Source organism: Aminobacterium sp. (genome assembly GCF_034926885.1).
Classification (GTDB): Bacteria; Synergistota; Synergistia; order Synergistales; family Aminobacteriaceae; genus Aminobacterium.
Map to the genome: position 1 here is coordinate 1 of NZ_JAYFQR010000020.1, position 23,189 is coordinate 23,189.

Below are 23,189 nucleotides of genomic sequence, written 5' to 3' on the forward strand. Positions count from 1 at the left end.
GAGTAGAGATGGTTATGCCGGGAGACAACGCGACCTTTGAGGTAGATCTGATAGTGCCAATCGCCATGGAGGCAGGACTTCGTTTTGCCGTTCGTGAAGGTGGACACACTGTCGGAGCTGGCGTTGTTACCGAGATTCTTGCATAACCCCAACAAAGGGGGTTGTTGATTTTGGCTAAAAAGATTCGTATTCGCCTGAAAGCCTTTGATCACAGAGTATTAGATAGTTCGGCTTCTCAGATAGCAGAAACGGCAGAGCGGAGTGGTGCAAAAGTTTCTGGACCTATCCCATTGCCAACTGAAATAAATAAATATACAATTCTTAAATCCCCGCACAAAGATAAGGATGCGAGGGAGCAGTTTGAAATGCGAACTCATAAGCGCTTAATTGATATTCTTAATCCAACGCAGAAAACGATGGATGCGCTTATGCAGCTGAACCTTCCTTCTGGGGTGGACATCCAGATCAAACTGTAGGAAGCTCTGAGCTGAAAGGAGTGGAAGTGGATGAGCATTGGAATACTGGGGCGTAAGTTAGGTATGACTCAGATTTACAACGAAGCTGGACAGGCTGTACCTGTTACTGTTATTCAGGCCGGTCCGTGCCCTGTTGTTTCTCTGAAAACTCCTGATAAGAACGGATACTCAGCAGTACAGCTGGCATTCGAAGAAGTGAAGCCCCACAAGCTCACAAAGCCCGTAAAAGGGCAGTATGATAAGGCTAGTCTTGAGCCCCATCGTCATATGAAAGAATTTCGTATGAGCGATACTGAGGCCTACGAGATTGGTCAAGTAATTACTGTTTCCCTTTTTGAAGAGGGCGAGAAGATTAACGTTGTAGGCAAAAGTAAGGGAAAAGGATTTGCCGGTGTTATGAAACGGCATAATTTTGGTGGTACTTTTGCTACCCATGGTGTTTCTGTAATGCACCGTCATGGTGGTTCTAGCGGCGCTAGCAGCTATCCTGGCCGTGTGTTTAAAGGAAAAGCAATGCCTGGACATATGGGTGGTGAACGTGTCACTGTCAAAAACCTTACAGTGGTGGCAGTGGATACGGATAACAATCTTCTGCTTGTCAAAGGGGCCGTTCCCGGTGCGAAAAATGACATCGTTACGGTCTTTAAGCAGGATTAGGTCGGGGACAGAAGGAGGGCAGAACGATTATGCCTACCGTAAAGCTTGTTAGTTTTCAGGGTGAACAGGTAAGTGACCTCCAGCTTTCCGACTCTGTGTTTGCTGCGCCGATTCATGTACCGGCCATGCACCAGGTAGTTGTGGCACAGCTGGCGAATCTTCGTCAGGGTACCCACAGCTGTAAGGGAAGAGGAGACGTTAGCGGCGGCGGAAGAAAGCCTTGGCGCCAAAAGCATACAGGTCGTGCTCGTCACGGAAGTACCCGATCACCGATCTGGGTCGGAGGTGGCGTAGCTCACGGACCACAACCTCGAGATTATCGTCAAAAGGTTAATAAGAAGGTTCGTCGTCTTGCTATGAGAAGTGCACTATCTCTTAAAGTTAGAGATAACCTGTTAACAGTAGTGGATAAATTTAATCTCGAAACCCCATCGACAAAAGAAATGCTCGGGTTTATTGATAAGATTGGTGTAAAGAAACCTCTGATCGTTCTTCATGAGCCCAATGAAGCTATTTCTAAGTCTGTAAGAAATATTCCTGGGGCAAGAGCAATTAATGTTGGTAATATCAACGTTTATGATCTTCTTAACTACCAGAGTCTCGTTTTGACTCAGGAAGCTATAGCCCGGATCGAGGAGGTGTACTCGATATGAAACTCCTTGCTCATGACATCATCATTCGGCCAATCGTAACAGAGAAGAGCAGCAGATTGATGGAGCATAATAAATATACATTTGAGGTGCACCCTAGCGCCAATAAGATCCAGGTAAAAGAGGCTGTACAAGAGGTCTTTAAGGTTAAGGTTAAGAATGTTCATATCATTCGAGTTCACGCAAAGCCCAAGAGAATGGGAGTTTTCCTTGGAAAAACCCGTTCTTGGAAGAAAGCGATTGTAAGCCTTCCAGAAGGCGAACGAATCGAGTTCTTCGAGGGCGCGAGTATTTAGAGGGGGGAGACGATTAATATGTCTGTAAAAGACTTCAAACCCTATACGCCAGGCCGCAGAGCCATGTTGAGCCAGTCTTATGACGATGTTACGAAAAGCGAGCCTGAACGCGCCCTGACTGCCGCTTTGAAAAAGTCTGGTGGACGGAATAACCTTGGTCGTATAACAATGCGCCATCGTGGTGGCGGCATGAAGCGTCTCTACCGGATTATCGATTTTAAACGCGATAAGATCGGTGTGCCTGGAAAAGTTGCCGCAATTGAGTATGATCCTAACCGCTCATCTCGTATTGCGTTGATTCACTACGTAGATGGTGAAAAACGATATATCTTGGCTCCAGCAGATTTAAATGTTGGCGACACGATTGTTGCGGGACCCGAGTCGGATATTAAACCAGGTAACGCATTGAAACTCAAAGATATGCCGGTTGGTACAGTTGTTCATAACGTAGAACTTGAACCTGGATGTGGCGGAAAGTTGGTACGTTCCGCTGGTACTTCAGCTCAGGTTATGGCGAAAGAAGGCAAGTATGCCTACATCAGAATGCCGAGCGGAGAGCTTCGTCTTGTTTTAAATGAATGCATGGCTACAGTTGGCCAGGTAGGCAATGTAGAGCATGAGAATATCTCTCTTGGTAAGGCTGGTAAAACTCGCCTTATGGGCAAAAGGCCTATGGTTCGCGGAATGGTTATGAACCCAGTGGATCACCCCCTTGGTGGTGGAGAAGGACGTAGTAAATCTCATAAACATCCTGTCTCTCCTTGGGGCACACTGGCAAAAGGTTATCGTACCCGGAAGAACAAGCCTTCTGATAGGCTTATTGTTCGCCGCCGGTATGCGAAGTAGCGTTAGGAGGGACTAAATATGGCTCGTTCAACAAAGAAAGGGCCCTATGTTGACCTTAAACTTCTTCGCAGGATAGAGGATATGAACGTTTCCGGGAATAAAAAGGTTCTGAAGACCTGGTCCCGACGTTCAACAATCGTTCCGGCGATGATTGGTCATACAATAGCGGTACATAATGGTCGAATTCATGTTCCTATTTATGTAAGTGAGAACATGGTAGGACATAAACTTGGAGAGTTCGCCCCAACACGCAAATCAGCGCGTCATGCGGGTCAGGAACGCTCCTCGAGAGTGAGGTAAGGGAGTGATGGGAATGGAAGCAAAAGCCCTTGCCAGACAAGTGCGTATTTCTCCTTATAAAGTGAGACGCATTCTTCCCCTTATTAGAGGGAAGAAAGTTGATGAAGCGATGATGATTCTCAAATATAGTTCTCAGAAATCAGCGAGGGTCGTCAGCAAGGTATTGCAGAGTGCAGTAGCCAATGCCGAGCACAATTATGGTATGGATACTGACAAGCTGCGGGTTGTCAAAGCTACGGCTGATCAGGGACCGAGTATGAAACGTTTCCGCCCAGTATCAATGGGAAGAGCTCATCCCTATCGTCACCGTACCAGCCACGTAACGATCATCGTTGCGGAACGTTAAGGAGGGGGAACTCGTGGGACAGAAAGTTCACCCAGTTGGTTATAGATTAGGTGTGGTAACGGAGTGGGAATCAAAATGGTACGCTACAGGCAAGGATTACGCCAAAAAGCTCCATGAAGATCTCGCTCTTAGAAAGTGGATTTTGGATAGATGGTCACATGCCGGAATTTCCAGAGTCGATATTGAGCGTGTGGGCAATGTAGTTCGTTTTTCAATTTGGACCTCCCGGCCTGGTGTAGTAATTGGACGAGGCGGATCAGAGATTCAGGCAGTAAAAGACGAGCTTCAAAAAATGACGGGATCTAAGATAATGATCAACGTTCAGGAGATCAAAAATCCAGATGTCGTTGCCCAGCTTGTCTCTGAAAGCGTAAGTTCTGCTCTTGAACGCAGAGTGAGCTTCAGACGAGCAATGAAACAGGCTATTTTCCGTGCAATGAAAGCCGGAGCAAAAGGCATTAAAGTACAGTGTGCCGGCCGTCTTGGCGGAGCTGAAATAGCCCGGACAGAGTGGTATAACGAGGGGCAGCTTCCTCTTTCTACCATCAGAGCTGATATCGATTATGGTTTCGCTCAGGCTCAAACCATGTATGGCGTTATTGGAGTCAAGGTCTGGATCTTTAGAGATAGGGATGCTGAAAAAGCAGCTCAGCCCAGACCCTCTAGAAAGAGGGGGTAGTCCGATATGCTTATGCCAAAACGAGTAAAATACCGGAAGCCCTATCGTAGACTTCTTCGCGGTAAAACTAAAGGTGGAGCTACAGTGGCTTTTGGCGACTATGGTTTGCAGGCTCAGGATTGTGCTTGGATCACAGCTCGTCAGATAGAGGCAACCCGTATTGCTATTTCGAGAAAAATGAAAAAGGGCGGAAAAATCTGGATTCGTATTTTCCCAGACCATCCTTTTACAAAGAAGCCTCTTGAAACTCGTATGGGTAAAGGAAAGGGAACGCCAGAATTTTGGGTCGCCCCTGTCAAACGCGGGCGTATTTTATTTGAAGTTGCAGGAGTATCTAGGGAAGTAGTGGAAGATGCTTTCAGAACTGCATCCCATAAGCTGCCTGTAAAGGTCAAAATTGTTGCCCGTGAAGGTCTGGGTGGTGAATAGAAATGGATGCGAAGAGTTTGCGTGATTTAACCCTAGAAGAGCTTCAAGAGAAACATCGTCAGTATAAAGAAGAGCTTTTCAATCTTCGTTTTCAAAATGCAATCGGTCAGCTTCAGAATACAAGCCGGATTAATGTAGTAAAGAAGACCATTGCTAAAGTTCTGACGGTAGTGCGAGAGAAACAGCAGGCAGAAAGCGCTGCTGGAAGGAGGTAACGACTGATGGAGGCACGTTCACCCCATCGTAAGAGACGGGTCGGAACCGTAGTCAGCGAAAAGATGGACAAAACTATCGTTGTCCGTGTAACTCGACACGACATTCATCCTTTATACGGAAAGCGGATAGTTAAAAGTACTAAATATATGGCTCACGATCCAGAAAATACCTGTCGGCTAGGTGATTTAGTGAGCATCGCTGAAACCCGACCCATGAGTCGCAGAAAATGCTGGGTTCTTGAAAGAGTTATCGAAAGAGCCCCAGTGTTTGATAAAGCTGCTGACGAATTGGCCGAGGAGGAATAGGTCATGATTCAGCTTAGAACAGTCTTTAATGTAGCAGATAACTCTGGTGCGAAAAGCTTGATGTGCATCCAGGTTCTAGGCGGAAGCGGACGGCGCTATGGAACCATAGGAGACGTTATTGTTGCTTCCGTCAAAGAGGCCATTCCAAATAGCAATATCGCTAAGGGTTCTGTTGTAAAAGCAGTCATTGTCCGTACGAGAAAAGAACTGCGCCGTCCTGACGGTTCATATGTCCGTTTTGACGACAACGCAGCTGTTATTATCGACAACAACGGAGATCCTAAAGGAACCCGTATCTTCGGGCCTGTCGGAAGAGAGCTCCGGGCCAAGAAGTATATGAGGATACTTTCTTTGGCTCCTGAGGTTGTCTAAGGGGGCAATGCCATAATGAGCAAAATGAGAATTAAAAAAGGAGACTTAGTTAAAGTTATCTCCGGTAAAGATAAGGGGAAGGAAGGCAAAGTCCTTCGTAATCTTCCTAAGGAGGAAAAAGTTGTTGTAGAAGGCGTAAACATGGTTACTCGCCATGTTAAACCTTCTCCTCAAAATCCTCAGGCCGGGATTGTAAAACAGGAAGCTCCTCTTTACGCCGCAAAAGTCATGCTTGTTTGTCCCACTTGTGGTAAGGCAACTCGTGTAAGCAGAGCCTACCTTGAGAGTGGACAAAAGGTTAGAGTATGTAAGCAGTGCGGCGAAATAGTGGATCGGGCATAAGGAGGCACAACAATGAATCCTCGTTTCCTTGATAAGTATAAGAGCGAAGTGGTGCCTCATCTGAAAGAGCAGTTTAAATACTCCAATGTGATGGAGGTTCCACGTATTACTAAAGTTGTAGTCAACATAGGCGTAAGTGAAGCTAAGACTGATTCCAAATTTATGGATGCTGCTATAGCTGAGCTTAGAGCAATCGCTGGACAACAGCCTCTTATGAAGCGCGCGAAGAAATCCATTGCTGGATTTAAGCTTCGTCAGGGTATGCCAGTTGGTTGTAAAGTTACTCTTCGTGGTGGCCGTATGTGGGAGTTTCTGGATCGTCTGATGTCTTTGGCTTTGCCGACAATTAAAGACTTCCAGGGAGTTTCCAGAAAAGGTTTCGATGGTCGAGGAAATTATAACCTTGGCTTAAGAGAGCAGCTTATCTTTCCGGAAATTGACTATGACGATGTTATTCGAACACGCGGTATGAATGTAGCCATAGTAACTACCGCGAAGACGGATGAAGAGGCTTTTGCCCTGCTGAAAGAGCTGGGAATGCCTTTCAGCAACCGTTAGGAATAAGGGGGAAAAAATTATGGCTCGTAAAGCAATGGAATATAAAGCTAAGCAGCCCCCAAAGTTTGAGGTGCGGAAGTATAACAGATGCCCGCTTTGCGGACGTGTTCACTCTTATATGCGTACGTTCGATATGTGCCGCTGCTGCTTCCGCAAATTGGCGAGAGAGGGGAAAATCCCCGGTGTCGTCAAGTCCAGCTGGTAGGCGAGAGTGAACATAAGGGGGTCACAGGAATGTACGTAACCGATCCAATAGCTGATATGCTGACACGGATTCGGAATGCTAATGTGGTTTACCACGAAAGCGTAGATGTCCCTCACAGTAATGTGAAATTCAATATTGCAAAAATATTGAAAGAAGAGGGATATATCCGAAATTACAAGGTAATTAACGATCCTAAAAAACCCTATGCTGTAGTGCGTGTTTTTCTGAATTACGGTCCTAATAGAGAACGTGTTATTCAGGGACTTCGCAGAATCAGCAAACCAGGGCGCAGGATCTATGTTGGTAAAGACAATCTCCCCAAAGTCATGGGTGGTCTTGGAATAGCTATCATTTCCACTTCCCAGGGCTTGAAGACAGAGGCTGAGGCATCTCAGCTTGGTCTTGGCGGAGAAGTTGTTTGTTACGTTTGGTAAGCGAGGAGGGAACGCTTATGTCACGAATCGGACGTAAACATATTCCTCTCGCTAAGGGAGTAACGGTCACTACAAAAGACGATAAGGTTTTAGTTAAAGGACCTAAAGGTGAGCTCTCCTGTGATCTCGTGCAGGGCATTGCTCTTTCTGTAGAGGACAATGCAATTGTGATAGCGCGGGATAACGACGAAAAGCAGACAAGAGCTTTTCACGGAATGATGAGAGCACTCGTTGCCAATATGGTGACGGGAGTAACTGAGGGTTTCGAGAAAAAACTTGAGATCGTCGGTGTAGGATACCGTGCTCAGATGCAGGGGAAGAAGTTAATTCTCAATGTCGGATATTCAAACCCTATCGAATATGATCCACCAAAGGGTGTTGAGATTTCAACAGAAAGTCCTATAAAGATTTCGGTAAAGGGTATTGATCGACAGCTGGTAGGTCAGGTAGCGGCGATCATTCGTGAGTTCAGGAGTCCTGAGCCCTATAAAGGGAAAGGTATCCGCTATGCTGGCGAATATATTATTCGTAAGGCCGGCAAAGCCAGTGCCAAGTAACCTGAGGTGACGTTGATGAAGACGAATAGTAGAAACCAAATGCGTATCGTCCGGCACCGGAGACTCAGGAAAACTGTTTCCGGAACACCGGAGCGCCCAAGAATGGCTGTTTATCACAGTCTGAGCCATATTTACGTTCAGATTGTAGATGATGTAGCTGGGCATACCCTTGCCTCGGCTTCGACACTCGATAAAAGCCTCAGGGAGACCCTTTCAGCAGGAACCTGCAATATGGAAGCGGCTGTAGCCGTAGGCAAGCTTGTTGCGGAGCGCGCGCTCGAAAAGGGTATTTCAGCAGTGGTATTTGACCGTGGGGGACATATGTACCACGGAAAGGTCAAAGCCCTTGCCGATGCGGCCCGTGAAGCAGGCCTGAAGTTTTAAGAGGGAGGACCGAGGATGACCATAAAACGTGTTGACGCTAAAGGCTTAGAGCTCAGCGAACGCGTAGTTGCCATCAATAGAGTAAGCAAGGTTGTAAAGGGCGGTAAGCGCTTTAAATTTAGCGTACTCGTTGTTGTTGGTGACGGCGAACACTATGTAGGCGTAGGAATGGGGAAAGCCAAGGAAATTTCTGAAGCAGTTCGTAAGGGAATCGATAAAGCGACAAAGAACCTTCATGAACTTAAAAAAGTTGGCAATACTATCCCTCATCCTGTTGACGGGCAGTTTGGAGCAGCACATGTTCTTTTGAAACCAGCAGCTCCTGGTACAGGAGTTATTGCGGGTGGCGTTGTCCGAGCTATCATGGAGCTTGGTGGCGTAAAAGACGTGTTGACCAAAGTTATTGGTAGAACATCTAATCCTGTCAATGTTGCGTGGGCGACATTAGAGGCCCTGCGCGAGATGAGGACGCCCGACGAAATTGTGCGTCTGAGGGGTCTTGAAGCCGCTCAGCCAGAGGCAGAATAAGGAGGGGTCAGTCCTAATGGCTAAACTTCGTATAACATGGGTTAGAAGTGCAATTGGACAGCAGGCTCGTCAGAAGAAGACAATTAAGGCACTCGGACTCAAAAAATTGCATCACACAGTTGAGTACGAGGATGTCCCCCAAATTCGCGGAATGATCAATCAGGTCCACCACCTTGTTGAGTGGACTGTTGTTGAAGACTAGGAGGGACGCAGCATGAATTTACATGATCTTCGACCTGCTCTTGGCTCCAGACGCAAGGCAAAACGCTTGGGTCAGGGCCATGGAAGTGGCACAGGAAAGACTGCGGGAAAAGGAACAAAGGGTCAGAAATCAAGAGCTGGCGGAGGAGTTCGTCCAGGTTTTGAAGGCGGCCAGATGCCGATTACTCGTCGTATTCCTAAACGTGGATTTAACAATGCTCGATTTGCAAATACGTATCAGATAGTCAATCTTGAGCAAATTGCAGATCGTTTTGAGAGTGGTTCCGTTGTAGGAGCAGAAGAGCTCTACAAAGCGGGACTAATTAGAAACTTGACAACCCCAGTAAAAATTCTCGCGAGAGGAGAAATTTCCCAGGGCCTGACTATAAAAGCCCAGGCCTTCAGTGCCCAGGCGGTTGAAAAAATTTCAACTGCTGGTGGGAAGGCTGAGGTGATCTAAGTGCTTGATTCTTTCAGGGACGCCTTTAAGCTGCCAGATTTAAAAAGACGGATTCTTTTTACTCTTGGGGTACTTTTTATTTTCCGTCTTGGCGCCCATATCCCAACGCCAGGTATTGATACAGCTGCTATGGCGAGGCTCTTCGAGCAGGGCGCAGGTGTGCTCGGGTTCCTTGATATTTTTGCAGGCGGTGCGCTGAGGCGATTTGGTATTTTCGCTCTCGGCGTTACCCCCTACATTAACTCGAGCATCGTTTTACAACTTCTTGTGGTCGTTTTCCCTGCGCTTGAAAAGATGCAGAAAGAAAGCGATGAAGGGCGAAAGAAGATTATTCAATACACAAGATGGGGTACGATCCTTTTTGCTGGTATTCAAGCAATTGGTATGACATTCTGGCTTGGCCGTTTAGGAATTTTCTATGGCGGACTTTTTGCCGGAATTATTGTTATCTTGACAGTTACTGCGGGAGCCGTGGCCGTTATGTGGCTGGGCGAAGAAATTACGGACCATGGAATAGGTAACGGAATTTCATTGCTTATTTTTGCAGGAATTGTAGCTCGTATCCCAGAAGCTATCTTAAGAAGTTGGCAAATGCTTCGTTTAGGAGAAATGAGTGTTCTTGCATTAGTTGTGTCCATAGCGCTTATGATTGCCGTTATAGCTGGATGTATTTTGTTGCAAGAAGGACAGCGACGTTTGCCTGTACAATATGCCAAGCGTGTGGTTGGAAACAAAGTCTACGGAGGACAGAGCACTTTCATACCTTTGAAGGTGAACCAGTCTGGTGTTATGCCAATAATTTTTGCATCATCAATTCTGTTGTTCCCTTATTCTATTGCACGCTTCTTTACTGGCGATATTGCATTGATGTTCCAAAGGATATTTGAGCCAGGCAGTACAACCTACATGGTTATTTACGTTGCGCTCATTATCTTTTTCGCTTATTTCTATACAGCAGTGGTTTTCAACCCAGCTGATGTTGCTAATAATATGAAAAAGTATGGCGGATTCATCTTGGGGATACGCCCGGGTCGTCCCACATCAGAGTTTATTGAGAAGGTTATGTCAAGGATCACTCTTGGTGGAGCTGTGTTTCTCGCTATTATCGCTCTTGTTCCCACTCTAATGACCAATCTCATGGGAATTACGAGTTTTTATTTTGGGGGAACAGCAGTTCTCATCGTTGTAGGTGTGGCATTAGACACTGTACATCAGATCGAAGGGCAGCTTCTGATGCGCCACTACGAAGGAATTCTCAAGCGCCGTGATTCCAAAGGCGGAAGCTTCCTCCGATTCTAAAGGGGATGTAAATATAATGCGAGTTATATTGCTAGGACCGCCAGGTGCAGGAAAAGGAACACAGGCGGCAGAAATAAAAGCTAAGTACGATGTAGCACATATCTCCACTGGGGATATGCTTCGTCAAAATGTAAAAGATGCAACAGAGCTTGGTCAGCAAGCCCAGAAATATATGGATGGGGGCAAGCTTGTTCCAGATGAACTGATCGTTAAGATGATGGGAGAACGACTCAAGGAAAAAGACTGCGAAAAAGGTTTTCTTCTTGATGGTTTTCCGCGAACGGTTCCTCAGGCCGAGTCCCTCGACGGGTTGCTTGAAAATATGAACCTTTCTCTTGACGCTGTTATATTACTGGACGTAGCTGATGATATAGTAGTTGATCGTCTTTGCGGCCGTCGTATGTGTCGCCAGTGTGGAGAGATTTATCACGTATCATTTAAACCTTCTTCTCAAGGCGATAAATGTGATAAATGTGGAGGAGATCTTTTCCAGCGAGATGATGACAAGGAACAAGTCATTCGAAATCGTCTCAAAGTTTATCACGATCAGACGGCACCTCTTATCTCTTATTACGATGAAAAGGGGCTTCTAAGACGAGTCAATGCTGGGACATCAAGTTCTAGTGTTATGGCGGAAATAGAAGCACTTGTCAACGAGAAGGTAGCTGAATGATTACTTTAAAGAAAGAAAAAGATCTTCAGTATATGCGGAAAGCAGGTCGAATAGTTGCAGATGTTTTAGACCTTATTGCTGAAATTGTTCGGCCTGGCATTACAACAGCAGAAATTGATAAAGCTGCCGAAGATCTGATAGCAAGAGAAGATGCGACACCTGCTTTTAAAGGCTATCGAGTTCCAGGAATATCCATACCTTTTCCAGGTGCAGTGTGCGCTTCTATAAACAGCGAGATTGTTCACGGAATTCCTTCTACCGATAGATTTCTTGAGGAAGGCGACATTATAAGTATTGACGTAGGTGCTTGCTACCATGGATACTATGGTGATGCGGCTTGTACTTATCCAGTTGGGAAAGTATCTTCGAAACGCCAAGAGCTTATTGATGTGACTCTTGAAAGTTTAAATAGAGGTGTAGCTGCAGCTAAAGCTGGGAGTACCATTGGGGATATAGGACATGCAGTGGAATCGTATGTTGTTCCCAAAGGATTTGGATTGGTTCGGGATTATACCGGTCACGGTGTTGGCAAACATCTGCACGAGCCACCTCAGGTTCCGAATTACGGGTATCCTGGCAGAGGCGTAACTCTCAAGGCTGGAATGACAATAGCTATAGAGCCCATGGTTATGTCGGGAGCGGAGGAGACTGTCGTAGGTTCAGATGAATGGGTTGTTCTCACAGCAGACGGTTCTGATGCTGCTCATTTTGAAAGATCCGTTCTCATCACAAATGATGGGGTTGAGATACTTACTCCTTGGGAATGGGCCTGAACGGAGAATATATGTTTCGCGTCGGTCAGGTTGTAATATCAAGGAAGGGAAAAGATGCTGGCAAATGGTACGTCGTTGTAAAGGTTCAATCTGAAAATAACAGAATATATGTTTCAGACGGCGGCAAGTTCCCAGCCTCTAAACCTAAAGCTAAAAATCCGAGTCATATTCAAGGGACGCGCTGGATTTTGGATGAAGTGGAAGATAAAATTTCCCGAGGCAAGGAATTAGATAAAGGACGTTTGCAGTATCTTTTTTCGCAAGTAAGGGAAATGAACAGTACTCAGAAGCAGGGAGGTTGACTAATCCGTATGGCCAATAAGGACGATGTCATAGAAGTGCGTGGAACCGTCATAGAACCGCTTCCGAATGCCATGTTTAGGGTAGAATTAGACAATGGTCACAAAATTCTGGCCCATGTGTCGGGTAAAATGAGAATGCATTTTATTCGTATTCTCCCAGGTGATAAAGTTTTAGTAGAAATTTCACCTTACGACTTGACACGCGGACGAATAGTGTATAGATATAAATAACTTATTTATCTGCCCTTATGCTTAAACCGCGGCTGGTGAAAGCAGCAAAATAGATATGTCGAGTATCCAAGGCCTCTTTGGCTAGGTGAAGGTTTTCTCGGAGGAGCGTGGAAAAAAATGAAAGTCAAACCATCGGTTAAACCGATATGTGAGCATTGCCGAGTGATTCGGCGAAAAGGAGTGGTACGGATTATATGCAGCAAGAATCCGCGCCATAAACAGAGACAGGGTGCAAGGAGGTAACGAGCATATGGCCCGTATTGCTGGTGTAGACCTGCCTCGCGAAAAGCGAGTAGAGATAGCGCTTACATATATTTATGGAATAGGGCTCCCAACTTCTCATAAGATTCTCGCTTCGACAGGTATTAACCCTGACACGCGAGTTAAGGATCTTACAGAAGAAGAAGCTCAGAAGCTTCGAAAAGAAATTGAGGAGCATTACAAAGTAGAGGGAGACCTGCGTCGAGAAGTAACCATGAATATCAAGCGTTTGATGGATATTGGTTGCTACAGGGGACTTCGACATAGGCTGGGACTTCCTGTTCGTGGTCAGAAGACTAAGACGAACGCTCGTACACGGAAAGGGCCACGCCGTACCGTAGCTGGGAAGAAACAGGCTGGTAAGTAAGAATTAAAGATTGATCATCAAGGAGGCTGACGCACGTGGCCAAACGTACACAGCGTAGAGGAAAAAGAAAAGAAAAGAAGAATGTAAGTTACGGTGTTGCTCACATCTTCTCTACCTTCAACAATACTATAGTGAGCATCAGTGATAAAAGCGGAAACATTTTATCTTGGGCATCCGGCGGTAATGTAGGTTTCAAGGGAACTCGTAAGTCCACTCCTTTTGCTGCCCAGATTGCTGCTCAGCAGGCGGCTAAAACAGCCCAGGATCATGGGGTGAAGGAGATTGATGTTGTAGTCAAAGGTCCTGGCCCAGGACGGGAGTCTGCTATTCGCTCTCTTCAGGCAGCTGGACTTCAGGTTAACATGATTAAAGACGCGACGCCAATTCCCCATAACGGCTGCAGACCGCCGAAGCGTCGCAGAGTTTAATTTCACCCCTATAAGGAGGCGAAAGACATCTTATGAGCAGATATACAGGACCCGTATGCCGTCTCTGTAAAGCTGAAGGCGTGAAACTTTTTCTTAAAGGCGATCGCTGCTTTACAGAAAAGTGTGCAATAACACGGGGAGAGAATAAAAGTAAACAGAAGAAGGGGAGACCTCGCGCCAAGATGAGCGAGTACGGACTCCGACTTCGAGAGAAACAGAAATTACGCCGTTTTTATGGCATGAACGAAGGTCAATTCCGACGTTTGTTTGCAGAAGCTTCAAGATTGTCAGGAGTAACTGGTCATAATTTCCTTCAGTTACTTGAGCGTCGTCTTGATAACGTTGTCTATCGTATGGGACTTGCCTCAAGCAGAAACCAGGCTAGACAGATCGTTCTTCATGGACACATAACTGTAAATGGACGCAAAGTAGATATTCCCAGCTACCTTCTTCGTGCCGGTTCTGTCGTTGCTGTTGCGGAAAGCAGCAAAGATATTGCACTCATTCGTGAAAACGCGGAAGTTGCAGCATCTAGAACTATTCCGGAATGGCTGGAAGTTAATACCGAGCGGATGGAAGCAAAAGTTATTTCCATTCCCGTACGTGAACAGATTGATGTTCCCGTCAACGAGCAGCTCGTTGTTGAGTTCTATGCCAGATAGTAGGCGTGAAAGGTGTTGGACAAAGTGGAACTAATGCGGCCTGAGATTCGAATTGAAGAGTGTAGCCCGACTTTTGGAAGAGTTATTGTCGAACCTCTTGAACGAGGATACGGTGTTACGCTTGGCAATGCGTTAAGACGAGTGCTGCTTTCCTCTGTAAAGGGGGCGGCCATTACTTCAGTCCGTATTGATGGTGTTCTACATGAGTTCAGTACCATTCCTGGTGTTCGTGAGGACGTAATTGAGCTTATGCTGAATTTAAAGCACATTCCAGTCCGTTCATATAGCAAAGATGTAAAAGTTTTGCATCTTGAAGCTGAGGGACCCAAGGAAGTTGTCGCTGCTGATATTCAGCCTGATAGCGAGATTGAATTTATCAATCCTGACGCGCCAGTATGCGTACTGGAAGATGGCGCCCAATTATCGATGGATCTTTACATCGAGCAGGGGGCTGGATATGCCACCATCGATCGACCGAGACCCGCCTACCTTCCAGCAGACGCTCTTTTAATTGATGCAATTTATTCTCCAGTGCTGAAAGTGCATTACGATGTAGAAGCAGCACGAGTCGGACAACGAACTGACTACGAGCGGCTAGTTTTAAACGTAACAACGAATGGCGTAGTGGCGCCGGATGTTGCTGTAGGCGAGGCAGCGAAAATTATTCGCACGTATTTTGGGTTTATAGTGGAAGACGTTGATAAATTACATCCTCTTGAGGGCGTAGACGAAGATGAAGCGGCTCTTTTAGCAGAAGAAACCTCTATGGAAGCTGCTGAAGCGGCAAAGGAAGAAGATGATCTTCTTTCCAGACCTGTACGAGAGCTTGAACTTTCGATTCGTAGTGAGAATTGCCTTTTAAGAGGTGGAATTCATACTATCGGTGATCTTTTAACGCGAACCCGGGATGACCTGCTCAAAATTCGTAACCTTGGTAAAATCTCTCTCCGAGAGATAGAGGAAAAAATTGAAAAGCAGGGACTTCGCCTGAGCGCAGAAAAGAGCGAAGAGAAAGCAGTAAAGGAGGACTAGTTCCATGAGACACCGTATGGATCATAGAAGGCTTGGCCGTTATGGAAGTCATCGTAAAGCGATGCTCTCCAATCTGGCTGCGAGTCTTTTTATAGAAGAGAGCCTTACCACCACGGTGACCCGGGCGAAAGAACTTCGCCGTGTAGCCGAAAAATTTATTACCAGAGCTAAAGGGGCAACTGTGCATGATCGTCGAATTATTCGTGCCCGTCTTGGCCATAAAGAGGCTTCTATAAAACTCTTTGAAGATTTGGCAAAAAGATATGCCAATCGTCCTGGTGGCTATACTAGAATAATTAAAACCGGTTCACGTCTTGGCGATGGTTCGCCCATGGCAATAATCGAGCTGGTTGATTAGCAATGGCCCCAAAAATAGTCTGTTCGCTTCAGGATGTAGTTTTTTCCTACCCTGAAGCGAATAGTTCTGCACTGGATCGTGTCTGTTTAGAGGTCCGGGAAGGGGAGTGGCTGGCTCTACTCGGCAGCAATGGTTCGGGAAAATCGACGCTGGCCAAACATTTGAACGCCCTGCTGCTACCATCGCAGGGCGCTTGTTTTGTTTATGGTATGGATACGAGAGACGAAACAAAGCTATGGGATATAAGAAGTCATGTTGCTATGGTGTTCCAAAATCCTGACAATCAGATTGTGGGAACAGTTGTAGAAGATGACACGGCTTTCGGCCCTGAGAATATGGGACTTCCCCCAGAAGAAATTCGTCGCAGGGTAGATTGGGCCCTTTCTGTTACCGGTTTATCCCATAAAGCTCAAAATCCTACATATTCCCTTTCCGGTGGAGAGAAACAACGGTTGGCTGTAGCTGGAGCTTTAGCTCTTGATCCACCTTGTTTAGTTCTTGATGAACCGACAGCAATGCTTGACCCTCAAGGACGTCGTGATTTACTTGACATATTGAAAAATCTTCATGAGCAGGGAAGAACAATAATTTATATTACCCATCGCCTTGAAGAAACCGTCTTTTGTGACAGGGCTTTTGTTTTGAAAGACGGTACTGTACGATGGAATGGAGCCATAACGGAACTCTTCAGCCTCACTCAAAAACTTGATGAATGGGGACTTGAAACGCCTCCCTTTGTTGAGTTATGGCAAATGTTGGTTGCAGAGCAGCTTATTCCAGAAGGAACGCCTGCAACAGTATATGGAGTACAAAAAGCCTTATGTCAATTATTATAAAAAATCTCACTCATATTTATCATCCTTCCACACCTCTAGAAACAGTGGCTTTGAAGGATATAAGTCTACAAACAGAGAAAGGTCAGTGGCTTTCCATAGTTGGTCATACCGGAAGTGGTAAGTCCACACTGGCGCAACATCTTAATGCTCTGATTGTTCCAGAAAAGGGAGAAGTTGTTGTTGAGAATATGGTTGCTCGTTCCGGGAGTTCTGATCTGCGTAAAATCAGGCATCTTGTGGGGTTAGTTTTTCAGTATCCCGAGCAACAACTTTTTGCAGAAACAGTATTTGAAGAAGTAGCCTTTGCTCCGCGAAATTGGGGTGTTCCAGAAGATGAATTACAAGGTGTAGTGGAGCGTTCTCTCTTGGAAGTGGGACTCTCTCTTGATTTTCTTGATCGCAATCCTTTCCAACTTTCGGGAGGAGAAAAACGCCGTATAGCTCTCGCATCAGTTTTAGCTGCAGATCCTGCCTATGTAGTTCTTGATGAACCGACAGCGGGTCTTGATGCTACGGGGCGTAAAGAGCTTGTTCGTCTTCTATTGGCTCAAAAAGATAAGGGTCGTGGAATAGTTTTTGTTACTCATGATTTGGAAATAGCTCTAATGGCCAGCGATTCTATCTTAGTGCTTGAAGGGGGTCGTGAAGTGGTACAAGGCCCTCCCAAGAGAATAGTAGAAGAGTTGAGCCAACGTCCAGTGCGGGGACTTTGTTTGCCTCAAGTGTTGGAGTTAGCAGTTACACTTAATCAAAAAAATTGGTCGGTTCCTTTAACGTGGGAGCATAAACGACTTTTTAAAGCCATACAGAAGAAGGTGAATGCGTTATGAAATTTATGAACCATCTAACCTTTGGGCAGTATGTTCCTGCGAATTCTGTTGTTCATGCTCTTGATCCACGATGCAAAATATTAGGAACAATATTTCTTCTCACCGGTATATTTCTCGTGAAACATCCCCTTGCTTTTGGAGTATGGGGACTTTTGCTATTGGCAATTACTTTGTTTTCGAAATTACCCTTTTCCCTCGTACTTCGTTCTGTACGACCAGTGATGATACTTGTTATTTTTACTGCGTTAATACACATCTTTTTCACCAAAGGCACACCTGTATTCCAATGGGGTTTTGTCACTGTTACACAAGAAGGAATCCGTATGGGGATATATATGGGGTTGCGGTTATTGTTTCTTGTACTTTTCGCTTGTTTTCTTACGTTGACGACAAGCCCTATGGAGTTGGCAGACGGATTGGAAAAACTCTTTTCCCCCTTAGCCCCTTTGGGTTTTCCAGCTCATGAATTAGCTATGATGATGACTATTGCCCTTCGATTTATACCTACGCTTTTAGATGAAACAGATCGCATTATGAAAGCGCAACTTGCGAGAGGGGCAAATCTTGATAAAGGAAATATTTGGCAGCGGTTGCGAGCCATGCTACCGGTTCTTGTGCCTCTTTTTGTTATTGTGTTTCAACGAGCGGAAGATTTGGCAACGGCTATGGAAGCTCGCTGTTATAGAGGAGGTAATGGTCGAACACGTCTTAAACCCTTGCACTGGCGTGGTTCTGACACTGTAGCACTGTTTTTATTGCTTGTAACCTTATCACTTCTTATCTATGTAGATCATATGGTGATTGCGTAATGCATACGTATGCTGCTGTTATCTCTTATGATGGAGTGGCCTTTTCCGGTTGGCAAAAACAAACACAGGCAGCAAGTGTTCAAGAGGATATAGAGAAGGCTTTGCAAAGCGTATGTGGTAATGTTGTTACTGTAACAGCAGCAGGAAGAACCGATGCTGGAGTTCACGGGAAAGGGCAGGTTATTTCTTTTTCATTAACGACTCTTTGGGATCTGCATAAACTTGTATTGGCCATTAATTTCTATCTACCTGAGACTGTTCGTGTTATGCGTGTTTTTTTGGTTGATAATAATTTTAGTGCTCGCTTTTGTGCTTTATGGAGAGAATACCGATATTATATATGGCATGGTCCGGCGTTCCCGCCTTGTCTTTCTCAAAGAGCTTGGTGGAATCGCTGGTATTGGAATAAATCGGCAGTAGAAAAAGCGTGTCTTTATTTAAGAGGAACACATGATTTTAAGGCATTTTGCCCTATCAAAGAATGTCCTGACAATACTGTTCGATCTATTCTTTCTCTAAAATATAGAAATAGGGAACATCTATCTGTGCTTACTATTCGCGGTAATGCTTTTCTCATGAATATGGTGCGTTCGATAGTAGGAAGTCTGGATCTTGTGGGAAAAGAGAAAAAAAGTGCTGAATGGATCAAAGAACTTCTCGATGATAACAAGAATCGCACTCATGCAGGAATGACAGCTCCAGCTCACGGGCTTTATTTTTGGAGGGTTGGCTATGATGTTCACCACTTTTTACCCATTCCTGAAATATCGAAAGAAAGAGTAAAGGAAACATTCGTCCCTTCTGATTTTGCGTAGAAACACATATAATATTTTCTGAGAGTGGGAATGTTTTTAGATAAGGAGGCTACTTTCGTGTTTGGAAGCGATATCGGCATAGACTTGGGAACAGCTACAGTGCTTATTTACGTAAAGAACAAGGGAATAGTTCTGCGAGAGCCGTCTGTTGTAGCAATAGATCTTGAAAACGGCAAAATTCTTGCAGTGGGATATGAGGCCAAAAATATGGTGGGGCGTACCCCTGGAAACGTTATTTCCGTACGGCCTCTCCGTGATGGAGTGATAGCAGATTACACCATGACAGAAGCCATGCTTCAGTATTTCATGAAGCGAGTAAATAAAGGCTTTCGTCGTTTCTTTAGAAATAGGGTTATGATATGCGTTCCTTCCGGAGCGACAGACGTAGAACGTCGAGCCGTTCTTGAGGCAGCAGTTGAAGTTGGAGCCAGTGAAGCTTTTCTGATAGAGGAACCTATGGCTGCCGCTATTGGAGCGAACCTGAACGTTGAAGAACCCAGAGGCAAAATGATTGTCGATATCGGTGGTGGTACAAGTGATATCGCTGTTATTTCTCTGGGAGGCATTGTCGTTTCGAAATCGTTGCGTATTGGCGGAGATAAATTTGACGAAGCCATTATGCGTTATCTAAGAAAGCATTATAGTTTGGCAATTGGAGAGCAGACAGCTGAAAATCTTAAGATCATGATCGGAACTTGCGGGCAGGAAGAGGAAGAGATGACCATGACTCTTAAGGGACGTGATTTGGTACAGGGCTTGCCTCGTCAGATAGAAATCAGCAGTGCTGCTGTGAGTCAGGCTATAGGAGAAATGATTCAAGCTCTAATTGATGGAGTTAGAAATGTTTTAGAGCTAACGCCGCCGGAACTTTCTGCCGATATTATAGATAGAGGAATCGTTCTTACTGGTGGAGGATCGCTGTTACGTGGACTTCCTGAGCTTATTACTCAACAGACGGGCATAAATTGTTTTTGCGCAGATGACCCTATGGAGAGTGTAGCTTTAGGGACAGGCAAAGCTCTTGCAGAGATAGATAAATTGAAAGCGACAGGGCGAAGCGGCATATTGATGACCTCCTCTCGGAAAGGACGAAAGAAAATACGGTAGGAGGATTGCCCCGTGCATCGAGGACTCTATAGTGCAGCGTCAGCCATGCTTGTACAAGAGCGGATGGGTGATGTTGTTGCAAATAACCTGGCAAACGTTAATACTGCTGGCTTTAGAGGTAGAATTGCTGTCAATAAGGCTTTCCCCGAGGTGTTAATGGATCGCTTGGAAAAACTTGATCCCGGGGAAGGCAGAATGGAAGTAGTCCCGCCAGAAGGCGTTATTTTCAGAGGACGTGTTCCCATTGGGGATATTCCACTTGCGAATGTTCTATCTGAAACTGCTATGAAAAAGAGCGAAGGCTCTCTGAGGATTACAGAAAATCCCTTTGATGTTGCTTTACAGGGAGATGGCTTTTTTTCTGTACAGGATAATAATGGAAATGTTTTTTATACGAGATCAGGCCAATTCCAGATTGGCGCTGACGGTCGTGTTATTACTCATGATGGAATGTCTGTGTTGGGTCAGGGAGGCCCTCTGGAGGTAGGAGAAGCTTCTATTATCGAATTCGACGATTCAGGTCAGCTTATTGTTGACGGAGAAGTGGTTGATACCTTGCAGGTCGTTACTTTTGATAAGGCGACACTTTTAAAGCAGGAAGGAAAATCTCTTCTTTCAGAAACAGCAGATTCAGGTACTCCTATAAATGTGGACGAAGTACAGGTAAGGTCTGGTGCTCTTGAAATGTCGAATGTGAATGTCGTGGAAGAAATGGTACGTATGATAGAAGCTCACAGAGCCTATGAAAGTGCATCTCGAGCAGTTACAGCCCATGATGAGACGACAGGAAGATTAATTTCTACCTTTGGCAGAGCGGTTTAATTCCAGGAGGGATACGAGATGATTCGATCTTTATGGTCTGCTGCAACAGGAATGGTGGCCCAACAGACAAATTTAGATGTTACGTCAAATAACTTGGCAAATGTCAACACGTCGGGATATAAAAAGATGCGTGCTGATTTTCAGGATTTGCTTTATCAAATAGACAGAGAACCTGGCGCTCCTGTTGAGACTGGAACGACTGTTCCAACAGGAATTCAGGTAGGTTTAGGAACAAAAGTTGTAGGTACGTCTCGAACTTTTTCGGAAGGGAACCTTCAGGTAACGAATAACCCTTTGGATATCACTATAGAAGGAGATGGCTTCTTTCAGGTTATTCGCCCAAATGGTGAGATTGCTTATACACGAGATGGCTCATGGAAAGTAGATGGAGAAGGACAAATTGTTACAGCGGATGGTTTTCTTCTTGAACCTGCTATTACGATACCCGATGATGCTACTGAAATAATAATAGATAATATGGGCCGTGTTTCTGTTAAAACCGTAGGAAATCAGGAAGCCGATGAAATTGGTCAAATAGAGATTGCCCGTTTTGTTAACCCTGCAGGACTTCGTGCCATGGGGCGGAATCTTTTCGAAGAGACTCCTGCTAGTGGTGAAGCCATAGAGGGAATTCCAGGAGAAGATGGACTGGGGACTCTCCATCAAGGAATTCTTGAAATGTCGAATGTTCAAGTTGTAGAAGAAATGGTAAATCTTATCGTTGCACAGCGTGCATATGAAGCTAACTCCAAGAGCATTCAGACAGCGGACGAACTATTGAGGATTGCTAATAGTCTTCGACGGTAGGTTGGGGTTGTGATGACAGAGAGACTTTTTGAAAGGCGGGAGCGTTGGTGTGCCCGCCTTTTTTTTATTTTTACCCTTTTGTTGTTTGTAGCAGTTTTTTCTTGTGGCATGTATTCTACGTCGGCGGTTGCCTCAACTCTGCTTTCTCTTGAATTTCCTGCTCATATTTCATATCAGAAATCTCCTCTATATCTTGAGCAGATATCTGTAATTAACGGTCCAGAAAATATTGTAAACTATGTCAGGAAGATCGCTGTACCTATGGAAGGTTCATATCTGACACAAGATGATATAGTAAAAATCCTTGTAAAAAACGGAGTAGGAGGCATTCGTCTCTCTCTGTTAATGCCCAAACACGTGGAGCTCAGGCAAGAAACCAGACTTCAAAGTATCGTTCGGAGTATTTCAGGCTGGACGTGGGCTGTTGAAGTGAAACCTCTCTCTGAGGCTGTTCCCCAACCGTCAGAAGATTATATCTCCCCGGGAACGCTCTCTCCTGGAGTGGGCTCAACCACTTTGAAGTTTCGTAGCAATGGTGGTATTCGGTCGATTCCTGTGCGCATTTCTTGGTATCAGCCTGCTGTTGTATTACAAAGAGAGTGTGATAGGGGGCACGTGATTACTGAAAATGACGTTATTCTTCGAAGGGTACAGCTTTCTCAATCAGGAGAGTTACCCAGTCGTGTCGAATCTGTAGTTGGCCTTGCTTTAAAAAGAGATGGTCGTTACGGAGATGTGATCTCTTTCAATTTTCTTGAAACAAAGCCGATAATTTATAGAGGAGACGAAGTGACGATTATTTCTCGAATGGGTACGCTTATTGTGGAAGTTTCCGGTGAAGCCTTAGATGAAGGTGTACTGGGTGACAGAGTTCGAGTTCGGAATAACAGAAGTAGAACTGTAGTAACAGGACGTGTTGTAGGCCCTGGTAAAGTGGAGGTCGATTCTGAATGAACGTAAAACGTACACTCATAGTTTTAAGTGTTTTTGTTTTTATATTTTCTGGTTGGAGAGTTCCTCTTTTAGCTCAGTCTCTTTGGAGTGATTCAACAAATTGGATTGCGGACCAACGTCCTAGCCAAATAGGGGATATTGTTTCGGTTGTTGTTGCCGAAAAAACAACTACAAAGGATGAAGCAAAAACTGATGTAAGCAAAGATAATAATAATTCTGTTTCAGATGGAGTAGGCGTTTTGAATTTTATCAAAGCCTTGGGCTTTTCTTCTAAATCCTCAACTAAGGGTGACAGCTCCACAGAGAGAACGCATACTGCCAAAACAACAATAACCTGCCTCGTAACAGAAGTTCTCCCCAATGGGAATCTTGTTATAGAAGGGGCCAGGGATGTTGTTACCCACGAGGAAAAATTAAAGCTGCATATACGAGGTGTTATTCGACCTCAAGACGTAGAGAGCAACAACACTATCGGTAGCGATAAGGTCGCTAATGCGGAGATAGGTGTTGAAGGTAGAGGAGCTTTATCCAGAGTTCAGAAACCAGGTATACTCACACAGATACTACAGGCTATTTTCTAAG

At 45.2% G+C, this 23,189-nt stretch carries 41 protein-coding genes and 1 pseudogene; all 42 read left to right on the forward strand.

Annotation, left to right across the window (positions count from 1 at the left end; translation table 11 throughout):
- Window positions 1-146: pseudogene (tuf, locus tag VB083_RS08890) on the forward strand (elongation factor Tu); the annotation flags it as partial.
- 21 nt (window positions 147-167) lie between these two features.
- Window positions 168-476 (forward strand): 30S ribosomal protein S10, encoded by a 309-nt coding sequence (gene rpsJ / locus VB083_RS08895; protein ID WP_307880079.1) that lies wholly within the window; start codon window positions 168-170, stop codon window positions 474-476.
- Window positions 477-506: 30 nt separating this feature from the next.
- Window positions 507-1,133, forward strand: a complete 627-nt coding sequence (gene rplC, locus VB083_RS08900; RefSeq protein ID WP_213690638.1) for a 50S ribosomal protein L3 — start codon at window positions 507-509, stop codon at window positions 1,131-1,133.
- A gap of 29 nt (window positions 1,134-1,162) precedes the next feature.
- Window positions 1,163-1,786 carry a 50S ribosomal protein L4 gene (gene rplD / locus VB083_RS08905; protein WP_213690637.1) on the forward strand — a complete coding sequence of 208 codons (624 nt, stop codon included), beginning with the start codon at window positions 1,163-1,165 and terminating at the stop codon, window positions 1,784-1,786.
- Window positions 1,783-2,079, forward strand: a complete 297-nt coding sequence (gene rplW, locus VB083_RS08910; protein ID WP_213690636.1) for a 50S ribosomal protein L23 — start codon at window positions 1,783-1,785, stop codon at window positions 2,077-2,079. The genes rplD and rplW overlap by 4 nt, the downstream gene beginning before the upstream one ends.
- 18 nt (window positions 2,080-2,097) lie before the next feature.
- Complete coding sequence (gene rplB / locus VB083_RS08915; protein ID WP_213690635.1) at window positions 2,098-2,925, forward strand: 50S ribosomal protein L2; 828 nt, start codon at window positions 2,098-2,100, stop codon at window positions 2,923-2,925.
- Between the two features lie 18 nt (window positions 2,926-2,943).
- Window positions 2,944-3,225: a 30S ribosomal protein S19 gene (gene rpsS / locus VB083_RS08920; protein WP_213690634.1), complete on the forward strand. Its 282-nt coding sequence runs from the start codon at window positions 2,944-2,946 to the stop codon at window positions 3,223-3,225.
- Window positions 3,226-3,238: 13 nt separating this feature from the next.
- Window positions 3,239-3,571 carry a 50S ribosomal protein L22 gene (gene rplV / locus VB083_RS08925; protein ID WP_213690633.1) on the forward strand — a complete coding sequence of 111 codons (333 nt, stop codon included), beginning with the start codon at window positions 3,239-3,241 and terminating at the stop codon, window positions 3,569-3,571.
- 13 nt (window positions 3,572-3,584) lie between these two features.
- Entirely contained in the window at window positions 3,585-4,250 is a 666-nt protein-coding gene (gene rpsC, locus VB083_RS08930) for a 30S ribosomal protein S3 (protein WP_213696106.1), read from the forward strand.
- A gap of 6 nt (window positions 4,251-4,256) precedes the next feature.
- Entirely contained in the window at window positions 4,257-4,679 is a 423-nt protein-coding gene (rplP, locus tag VB083_RS08935) for a 50S ribosomal protein L16 (protein WP_213690631.1), read from the forward strand.
- Window positions 4,680-4,681: 2 nt separating this feature from the next.
- A complete protein-coding gene (gene rpmC, locus VB083_RS08940; protein WP_213690630.1) occupies window positions 4,682-4,894 on the forward strand; it encodes a 50S ribosomal protein L29 in 213 nt (70 codons plus the stop codon).
- A gap of 6 nt (window positions 4,895-4,900) precedes the next feature.
- A complete protein-coding gene (gene rpsQ / locus VB083_RS08945) occupies window positions 4,901-5,200 on the forward strand; it encodes a 30S ribosomal protein S17 (protein WP_213690629.1) in 300 nt (99 codons plus the stop codon).
- A gap of 3 nt (window positions 5,201-5,203) precedes the next feature.
- Window positions 5,204-5,572 carry a 50S ribosomal protein L14 gene (gene rplN / locus VB083_RS08950; protein WP_323401991.1) on the forward strand — a complete coding sequence of 123 codons (369 nt, stop codon included), beginning with the start codon at window positions 5,204-5,206 and terminating at the stop codon, window positions 5,570-5,572.
- A gap of 15 nt (window positions 5,573-5,587) precedes the next feature.
- Entirely contained in the window at window positions 5,588-5,914 is a 327-nt protein-coding gene (gene rplX / locus VB083_RS08955; RefSeq protein ID WP_213690627.1) for a 50S ribosomal protein L24, read from the forward strand.
- A gap of 12 nt (window positions 5,915-5,926) precedes the next feature.
- Window positions 5,927-6,472 (forward strand): 50S ribosomal protein L5, encoded by a 546-nt coding sequence (gene rplE / locus VB083_RS08960; RefSeq protein WP_213690626.1) that lies wholly within the window; start codon window positions 5,927-5,929, stop codon window positions 6,470-6,472.
- A gap of 19 nt (window positions 6,473-6,491) precedes the next feature.
- Window positions 6,492-6,677 carry a type Z 30S ribosomal protein S14 gene (locus VB083_RS08965; RefSeq protein WP_213690625.1) on the forward strand — a complete coding sequence of 62 codons (186 nt, stop codon included), beginning with the start codon at window positions 6,492-6,494 and terminating at the stop codon, window positions 6,675-6,677.
- A gap of 29 nt (window positions 6,678-6,706) precedes the next feature.
- A complete protein-coding gene (rpsH, locus tag VB083_RS08970; RefSeq protein WP_213690624.1) occupies window positions 6,707-7,111 on the forward strand; it encodes a 30S ribosomal protein S8 in 405 nt (134 codons plus the stop codon).
- A gap of 17 nt (window positions 7,112-7,128) precedes the next feature.
- Window positions 7,129-7,668, forward strand: a complete 540-nt coding sequence (gene rplF, locus VB083_RS08975) for a 50S ribosomal protein L6 (RefSeq protein ID WP_213690623.1) — start codon at window positions 7,129-7,131, stop codon at window positions 7,666-7,668.
- Window positions 7,669-7,683: 15 nt separating this feature from the next.
- Window positions 7,684-8,052, forward strand: a complete 369-nt coding sequence (gene rplR / locus VB083_RS08980; protein WP_213690622.1) for a 50S ribosomal protein L18 — start codon at window positions 7,684-7,686, stop codon at window positions 8,050-8,052.
- A 15-nt stretch (window positions 8,053-8,067) separates the two neighbouring features.
- Complete coding sequence (gene rpsE / locus VB083_RS08985; protein ID WP_213690621.1) at window positions 8,068-8,580, forward strand: 30S ribosomal protein S5; 513 nt, start codon at window positions 8,068-8,070, stop codon at window positions 8,578-8,580.
- A 16-nt stretch (window positions 8,581-8,596) separates the two neighbouring features.
- Window positions 8,597-8,782: a 50S ribosomal protein L30 gene (gene rpmD / locus VB083_RS08990; RefSeq protein ID WP_213690620.1), complete on the forward strand. Its 186-nt coding sequence runs from the start codon at window positions 8,597-8,599 to the stop codon at window positions 8,780-8,782.
- 12 nt (window positions 8,783-8,794) lie between these two features.
- Entirely contained in the window at window positions 8,795-9,241 is a 447-nt protein-coding gene (gene rplO, locus VB083_RS08995) for a 50S ribosomal protein L15 (RefSeq protein WP_213690619.1), read from the forward strand.
- Entirely contained in the window at window positions 9,242-10,540 is a 1,299-nt protein-coding gene (gene secY, locus VB083_RS09000; protein WP_213696103.1) for a preprotein translocase subunit SecY, read from the forward strand.
- A 16-nt stretch (window positions 10,541-10,556) separates the two neighbouring features.
- Entirely contained in the window at window positions 10,557-11,213 is a 657-nt protein-coding gene (locus tag VB083_RS09005; RefSeq protein WP_213690617.1) for an adenylate kinase, read from the forward strand.
- The gene (map, locus tag VB083_RS09010) at window positions 11,210-11,986 is read left to right on the forward strand and encodes a type I methionyl aminopeptidase (protein WP_213690616.1); all 777 of its coding nucleotides are present in this window, start codon (window positions 11,210-11,212) and stop codon (window positions 11,984-11,986) included. The genes VB083_RS09005 and map overlap by 4 nt, the downstream gene beginning before the upstream one ends.
- A gap of 11 nt (window positions 11,987-11,997) precedes the next feature.
- Window positions 11,998-12,288 carry a KOW domain-containing RNA-binding protein gene (locus VB083_RS09015; RefSeq protein WP_213690615.1) on the forward strand — a complete coding sequence of 97 codons (291 nt, stop codon included), beginning with the start codon at window positions 11,998-12,000 and terminating at the stop codon, window positions 12,286-12,288.
- 9 nt (window positions 12,289-12,297) lie between these two features.
- Entirely contained in the window at window positions 12,298-12,519 is a 222-nt protein-coding gene (infA, locus tag VB083_RS09020) for a translation initiation factor IF-1 (protein ID WP_213690614.1), read from the forward strand.
- Window positions 12,520-12,636: 117 nt separating this feature from the next.
- Entirely contained in the window at window positions 12,637-12,762 is a 126-nt protein-coding gene (rpmJ, locus tag VB083_RS09025; protein WP_013048053.1) for a 50S ribosomal protein L36, read from the forward strand.
- A 7-nt stretch (window positions 12,763-12,769) separates the two neighbouring features.
- Entirely contained in the window at window positions 12,770-13,147 is a 378-nt protein-coding gene (gene rpsM / locus VB083_RS09030; RefSeq protein WP_213690613.1) for a 30S ribosomal protein S13, read from the forward strand.
- A 35-nt stretch (window positions 13,148-13,182) separates the two neighbouring features.
- The gene (rpsK, locus tag VB083_RS09035; protein WP_213690612.1) at window positions 13,183-13,575 is read left to right on the forward strand and encodes a 30S ribosomal protein S11; all 393 of its coding nucleotides are present in this window, start codon (window positions 13,183-13,185) and stop codon (window positions 13,573-13,575) included.
- A gap of 32 nt (window positions 13,576-13,607) precedes the next feature.
- Window positions 13,608-14,237 (forward strand): 30S ribosomal protein S4, encoded by a 630-nt coding sequence (gene rpsD / locus VB083_RS09040; RefSeq protein ID WP_213690611.1) that lies wholly within the window; start codon window positions 13,608-13,610, stop codon window positions 14,235-14,237.
- A gap of 33 nt (window positions 14,238-14,270) precedes the next feature.
- Entirely contained in the window at window positions 14,271-15,269 is a 999-nt protein-coding gene (locus VB083_RS09045; RefSeq protein ID WP_213690643.1) for a DNA-directed RNA polymerase subunit alpha, read from the forward strand.
- 4 nt (window positions 15,270-15,273) lie between these two features.
- On the forward strand, window positions 15,274-15,627 hold the full coding sequence (gene rplQ, locus VB083_RS09050) for a 50S ribosomal protein L17 (protein WP_307879488.1): 354 nt from the start codon (window positions 15,274-15,276) through the stop codon (window positions 15,625-15,627).
- Between the two features lie 2 nt (window positions 15,628-15,629).
- A complete protein-coding gene (locus VB083_RS09055; protein WP_213690610.1) occupies window positions 15,630-16,463 on the forward strand; it encodes an energy-coupling factor transporter ATPase in 834 nt (277 codons plus the stop codon).
- Window positions 16,448-17,293: an ATP-binding cassette domain-containing protein gene (locus tag VB083_RS09060; protein ID WP_213690609.1), complete on the forward strand. Its 846-nt coding sequence runs from the start codon at window positions 16,448-16,450 to the stop codon at window positions 17,291-17,293. Before VB083_RS09055 ends, VB083_RS09060 begins: the two co-directional genes overlap by 16 nt.
- Window positions 17,290-18,102 (forward strand): energy-coupling factor transporter transmembrane component T family protein, encoded by an 813-nt coding sequence (locus tag VB083_RS09065; RefSeq protein ID WP_213690608.1) that lies wholly within the window; start codon window positions 17,290-17,292, stop codon window positions 18,100-18,102. The genes VB083_RS09060 and VB083_RS09065 overlap by 4 nt, the downstream gene beginning before the upstream one ends.
- Window positions 18,102-18,917 carry a tRNA pseudouridine(38-40) synthase TruA gene (gene truA, locus VB083_RS09070; protein WP_213690607.1) on the forward strand — a complete coding sequence of 272 codons (816 nt, stop codon included), beginning with the start codon at window positions 18,102-18,104 and terminating at the stop codon, window positions 18,915-18,917. Before VB083_RS09065 ends, truA begins: the two co-directional genes overlap by 1 nt.
- A gap of 57 nt (window positions 18,918-18,974) precedes the next feature.
- The gene (locus tag VB083_RS09075; RefSeq protein WP_307879487.1) at window positions 18,975-20,024 is read left to right on the forward strand and encodes a rod shape-determining protein; all 1,050 of its coding nucleotides are present in this window, start codon (window positions 18,975-18,977) and stop codon (window positions 20,022-20,024) included.
- 12 nt (window positions 20,025-20,036) lie between these two features.
- Window positions 20,037-20,846, forward strand: a complete 810-nt coding sequence (gene flgF, locus VB083_RS09080; protein WP_213696101.1) for a flagellar basal-body rod protein FlgF — start codon at window positions 20,037-20,039, stop codon at window positions 20,844-20,846.
- Between the two features lie 18 nt (window positions 20,847-20,864).
- Window positions 20,865-21,653, forward strand: coding sequence for a flagellar basal-body rod protein FlgG (gene flgG / locus VB083_RS09085; RefSeq protein WP_213690604.1), 789 nt, complete (start codon window positions 20,865-20,867; stop codon window positions 21,651-21,653).
- 12 nt (window positions 21,654-21,665) lie between these two features.
- Window positions 21,666-22,607, forward strand: a complete 942-nt coding sequence (flgA, locus tag VB083_RS09090; protein WP_213690603.1) for a flagellar basal body P-ring formation chaperone FlgA — start codon at window positions 21,666-21,668, stop codon at window positions 22,605-22,607.
- The gene (locus tag VB083_RS09095) at window positions 22,604-23,188 is read left to right on the forward strand and encodes a flagellar basal body L-ring protein FlgH (protein WP_213690602.1); all 585 of its coding nucleotides are present in this window, start codon (window positions 22,604-22,606) and stop codon (window positions 23,186-23,188) included. The genes flgA and VB083_RS09095 overlap by 4 nt, the downstream gene beginning before the upstream one ends.
- The last annotated feature ends 1 nt before the right edge of the window (window position 23,189 follow it).

Coding starts and splice junctions, on each gene's coding strand:
- rplC (WP_213690638.1), top strand. CDS start 507: ATGAGCATTGGAATACTGGGGCGTAAGTTAGGTATGACTCAGATTTAC.
- rplD (WP_213690637.1), top strand. CDS start 1,163: ATGCCTACCGTAAAGCTTGTTAGTTTTCAGGGTGAACAGGTAAGTGAC.
- rplW (WP_213690636.1), top strand. CDS start 1,783: ATGAAACTCCTTGCTCATGACATCATCATTCGGCCAATCGTAACAGAG.
- rplB (WP_213690635.1), top strand. CDS start 2,098: ATGTCTGTAAAAGACTTCAAACCCTATACGCCAGGCCGCAGAGCCATG.
- rpsS (WP_213690634.1), top strand. CDS start 2,944: ATGGCTCGTTCAACAAAGAAAGGGCCCTATGTTGACCTTAAACTTCTT.
- rplV (WP_213690633.1), top strand. CDS start 3,239: ATGGAAGCAAAAGCCCTTGCCAGACAAGTGCGTATTTCTCCTTATAAA.
- rplP (WP_213690631.1), top strand. CDS start 4,257: ATGCTTATGCCAAAACGAGTAAAATACCGGAAGCCCTATCGTAGACTT.
- rpmC (WP_213690630.1), top strand. CDS start 4,682: ATGGATGCGAAGAGTTTGCGTGATTTAACCCTAGAAGAGCTTCAAGAG.
- rpsQ (WP_213690629.1), top strand. CDS start 4,901: ATGGAGGCACGTTCACCCCATCGTAAGAGACGGGTCGGAACCGTAGTC.
- rplN (WP_323401991.1), top strand. CDS start 5,204: ATGATTCAGCTTAGAACAGTCTTTAATGTAGCAGATAACTCTGGTGCG.
- rplX (WP_213690627.1), top strand. CDS start 5,588: ATGAGCAAAATGAGAATTAAAAAAGGAGACTTAGTTAAAGTTATCTCC.
- rplE (WP_213690626.1), top strand. CDS start 5,927: ATGAATCCTCGTTTCCTTGATAAGTATAAGAGCGAAGTGGTGCCTCAT.
- VB083_RS08965 (WP_213690625.1), top strand. CDS start 6,492: ATGGCTCGTAAAGCAATGGAATATAAAGCTAAGCAGCCCCCAAAGTTT.
- rpsH (WP_213690624.1), top strand. CDS start 6,707: ATGTACGTAACCGATCCAATAGCTGATATGCTGACACGGATTCGGAAT.
- rplF (WP_213690623.1), top strand. CDS start 7,129: ATGTCACGAATCGGACGTAAACATATTCCTCTCGCTAAGGGAGTAACG.
- rplR (WP_213690622.1), top strand. CDS start 7,684: ATGAAGACGAATAGTAGAAACCAAATGCGTATCGTCCGGCACCGGAGA.
- rpsE (WP_213690621.1), top strand. CDS start 8,068: ATGACCATAAAACGTGTTGACGCTAAAGGCTTAGAGCTCAGCGAACGC.
- rpmD (WP_213690620.1), top strand. CDS start 8,597: ATGGCTAAACTTCGTATAACATGGGTTAGAAGTGCAATTGGACAGCAG.
- rplO (WP_213690619.1), top strand. CDS start 8,795: ATGAATTTACATGATCTTCGACCTGCTCTTGGCTCCAGACGCAAGGCA.
- VB083_RS09005 (WP_213690617.1), top strand. CDS start 10,557: ATGCGAGTTATATTGCTAGGACCGCCAGGTGCAGGAAAAGGAACACAG.
- map (WP_213690616.1), top strand. CDS start 11,210: ATGATTACTTTAAAGAAAGAAAAAGATCTTCAGTATATGCGGAAAGCA.
- VB083_RS09015 (WP_213690615.1), top strand. CDS start 11,998: ATGTTTCGCGTCGGTCAGGTTGTAATATCAAGGAAGGGAAAAGATGCT.
- infA (WP_213690614.1), top strand. CDS start 12,298: ATGGCCAATAAGGACGATGTCATAGAAGTGCGTGGAACCGTCATAGAA.
- rpmJ (WP_013048053.1), top strand. CDS start 12,637: ATGAAAGTCAAACCATCGGTTAAACCGATATGTGAGCATTGCCGAGTG.
- rpsM (WP_213690613.1), top strand. CDS start 12,770: ATGGCCCGTATTGCTGGTGTAGACCTGCCTCGCGAAAAGCGAGTAGAG.
- rpsD (WP_213690611.1), top strand. CDS start 13,608: ATGAGCAGATATACAGGACCCGTATGCCGTCTCTGTAAAGCTGAAGGC.
- VB083_RS09045 (WP_213690643.1), top strand. CDS start 14,271: ATGCGGCCTGAGATTCGAATTGAAGAGTGTAGCCCGACTTTTGGAAGA.
- rplQ (WP_307879488.1), top strand. CDS start 15,274: ATGAGACACCGTATGGATCATAGAAGGCTTGGCCGTTATGGAAGTCAT.
- VB083_RS09055 (WP_213690610.1), top strand. CDS start 15,630: ATGGCCCCAAAAATAGTCTGTTCGCTTCAGGATGTAGTTTTTTCCTAC.
- VB083_RS09060 (WP_213690609.1), top strand. CDS start 16,448: ATGTCAATTATTATAAAAAATCTCACTCATATTTATCATCCTTCCACA.
- VB083_RS09065 (WP_213690608.1), top strand. CDS start 17,290: ATGAAATTTATGAACCATCTAACCTTTGGGCAGTATGTTCCTGCGAAT.
- truA (WP_213690607.1), top strand. CDS start 18,102: ATGCATACGTATGCTGCTGTTATCTCTTATGATGGAGTGGCCTTTTCC.
- flgG (WP_213690604.1), top strand. CDS start 20,865: ATGATTCGATCTTTATGGTCTGCTGCAACAGGAATGGTGGCCCAACAG.
- flgA (WP_213690603.1), top strand. CDS start 21,666: ATGACAGAGAGACTTTTTGAAAGGCGGGAGCGTTGGTGTGCCCGCCTT.
- VB083_RS09095 (WP_213690602.1), top strand. CDS start 22,604: ATGAACGTAAAACGTACACTCATAGTTTTAAGTGTTTTTGTTTTTATA.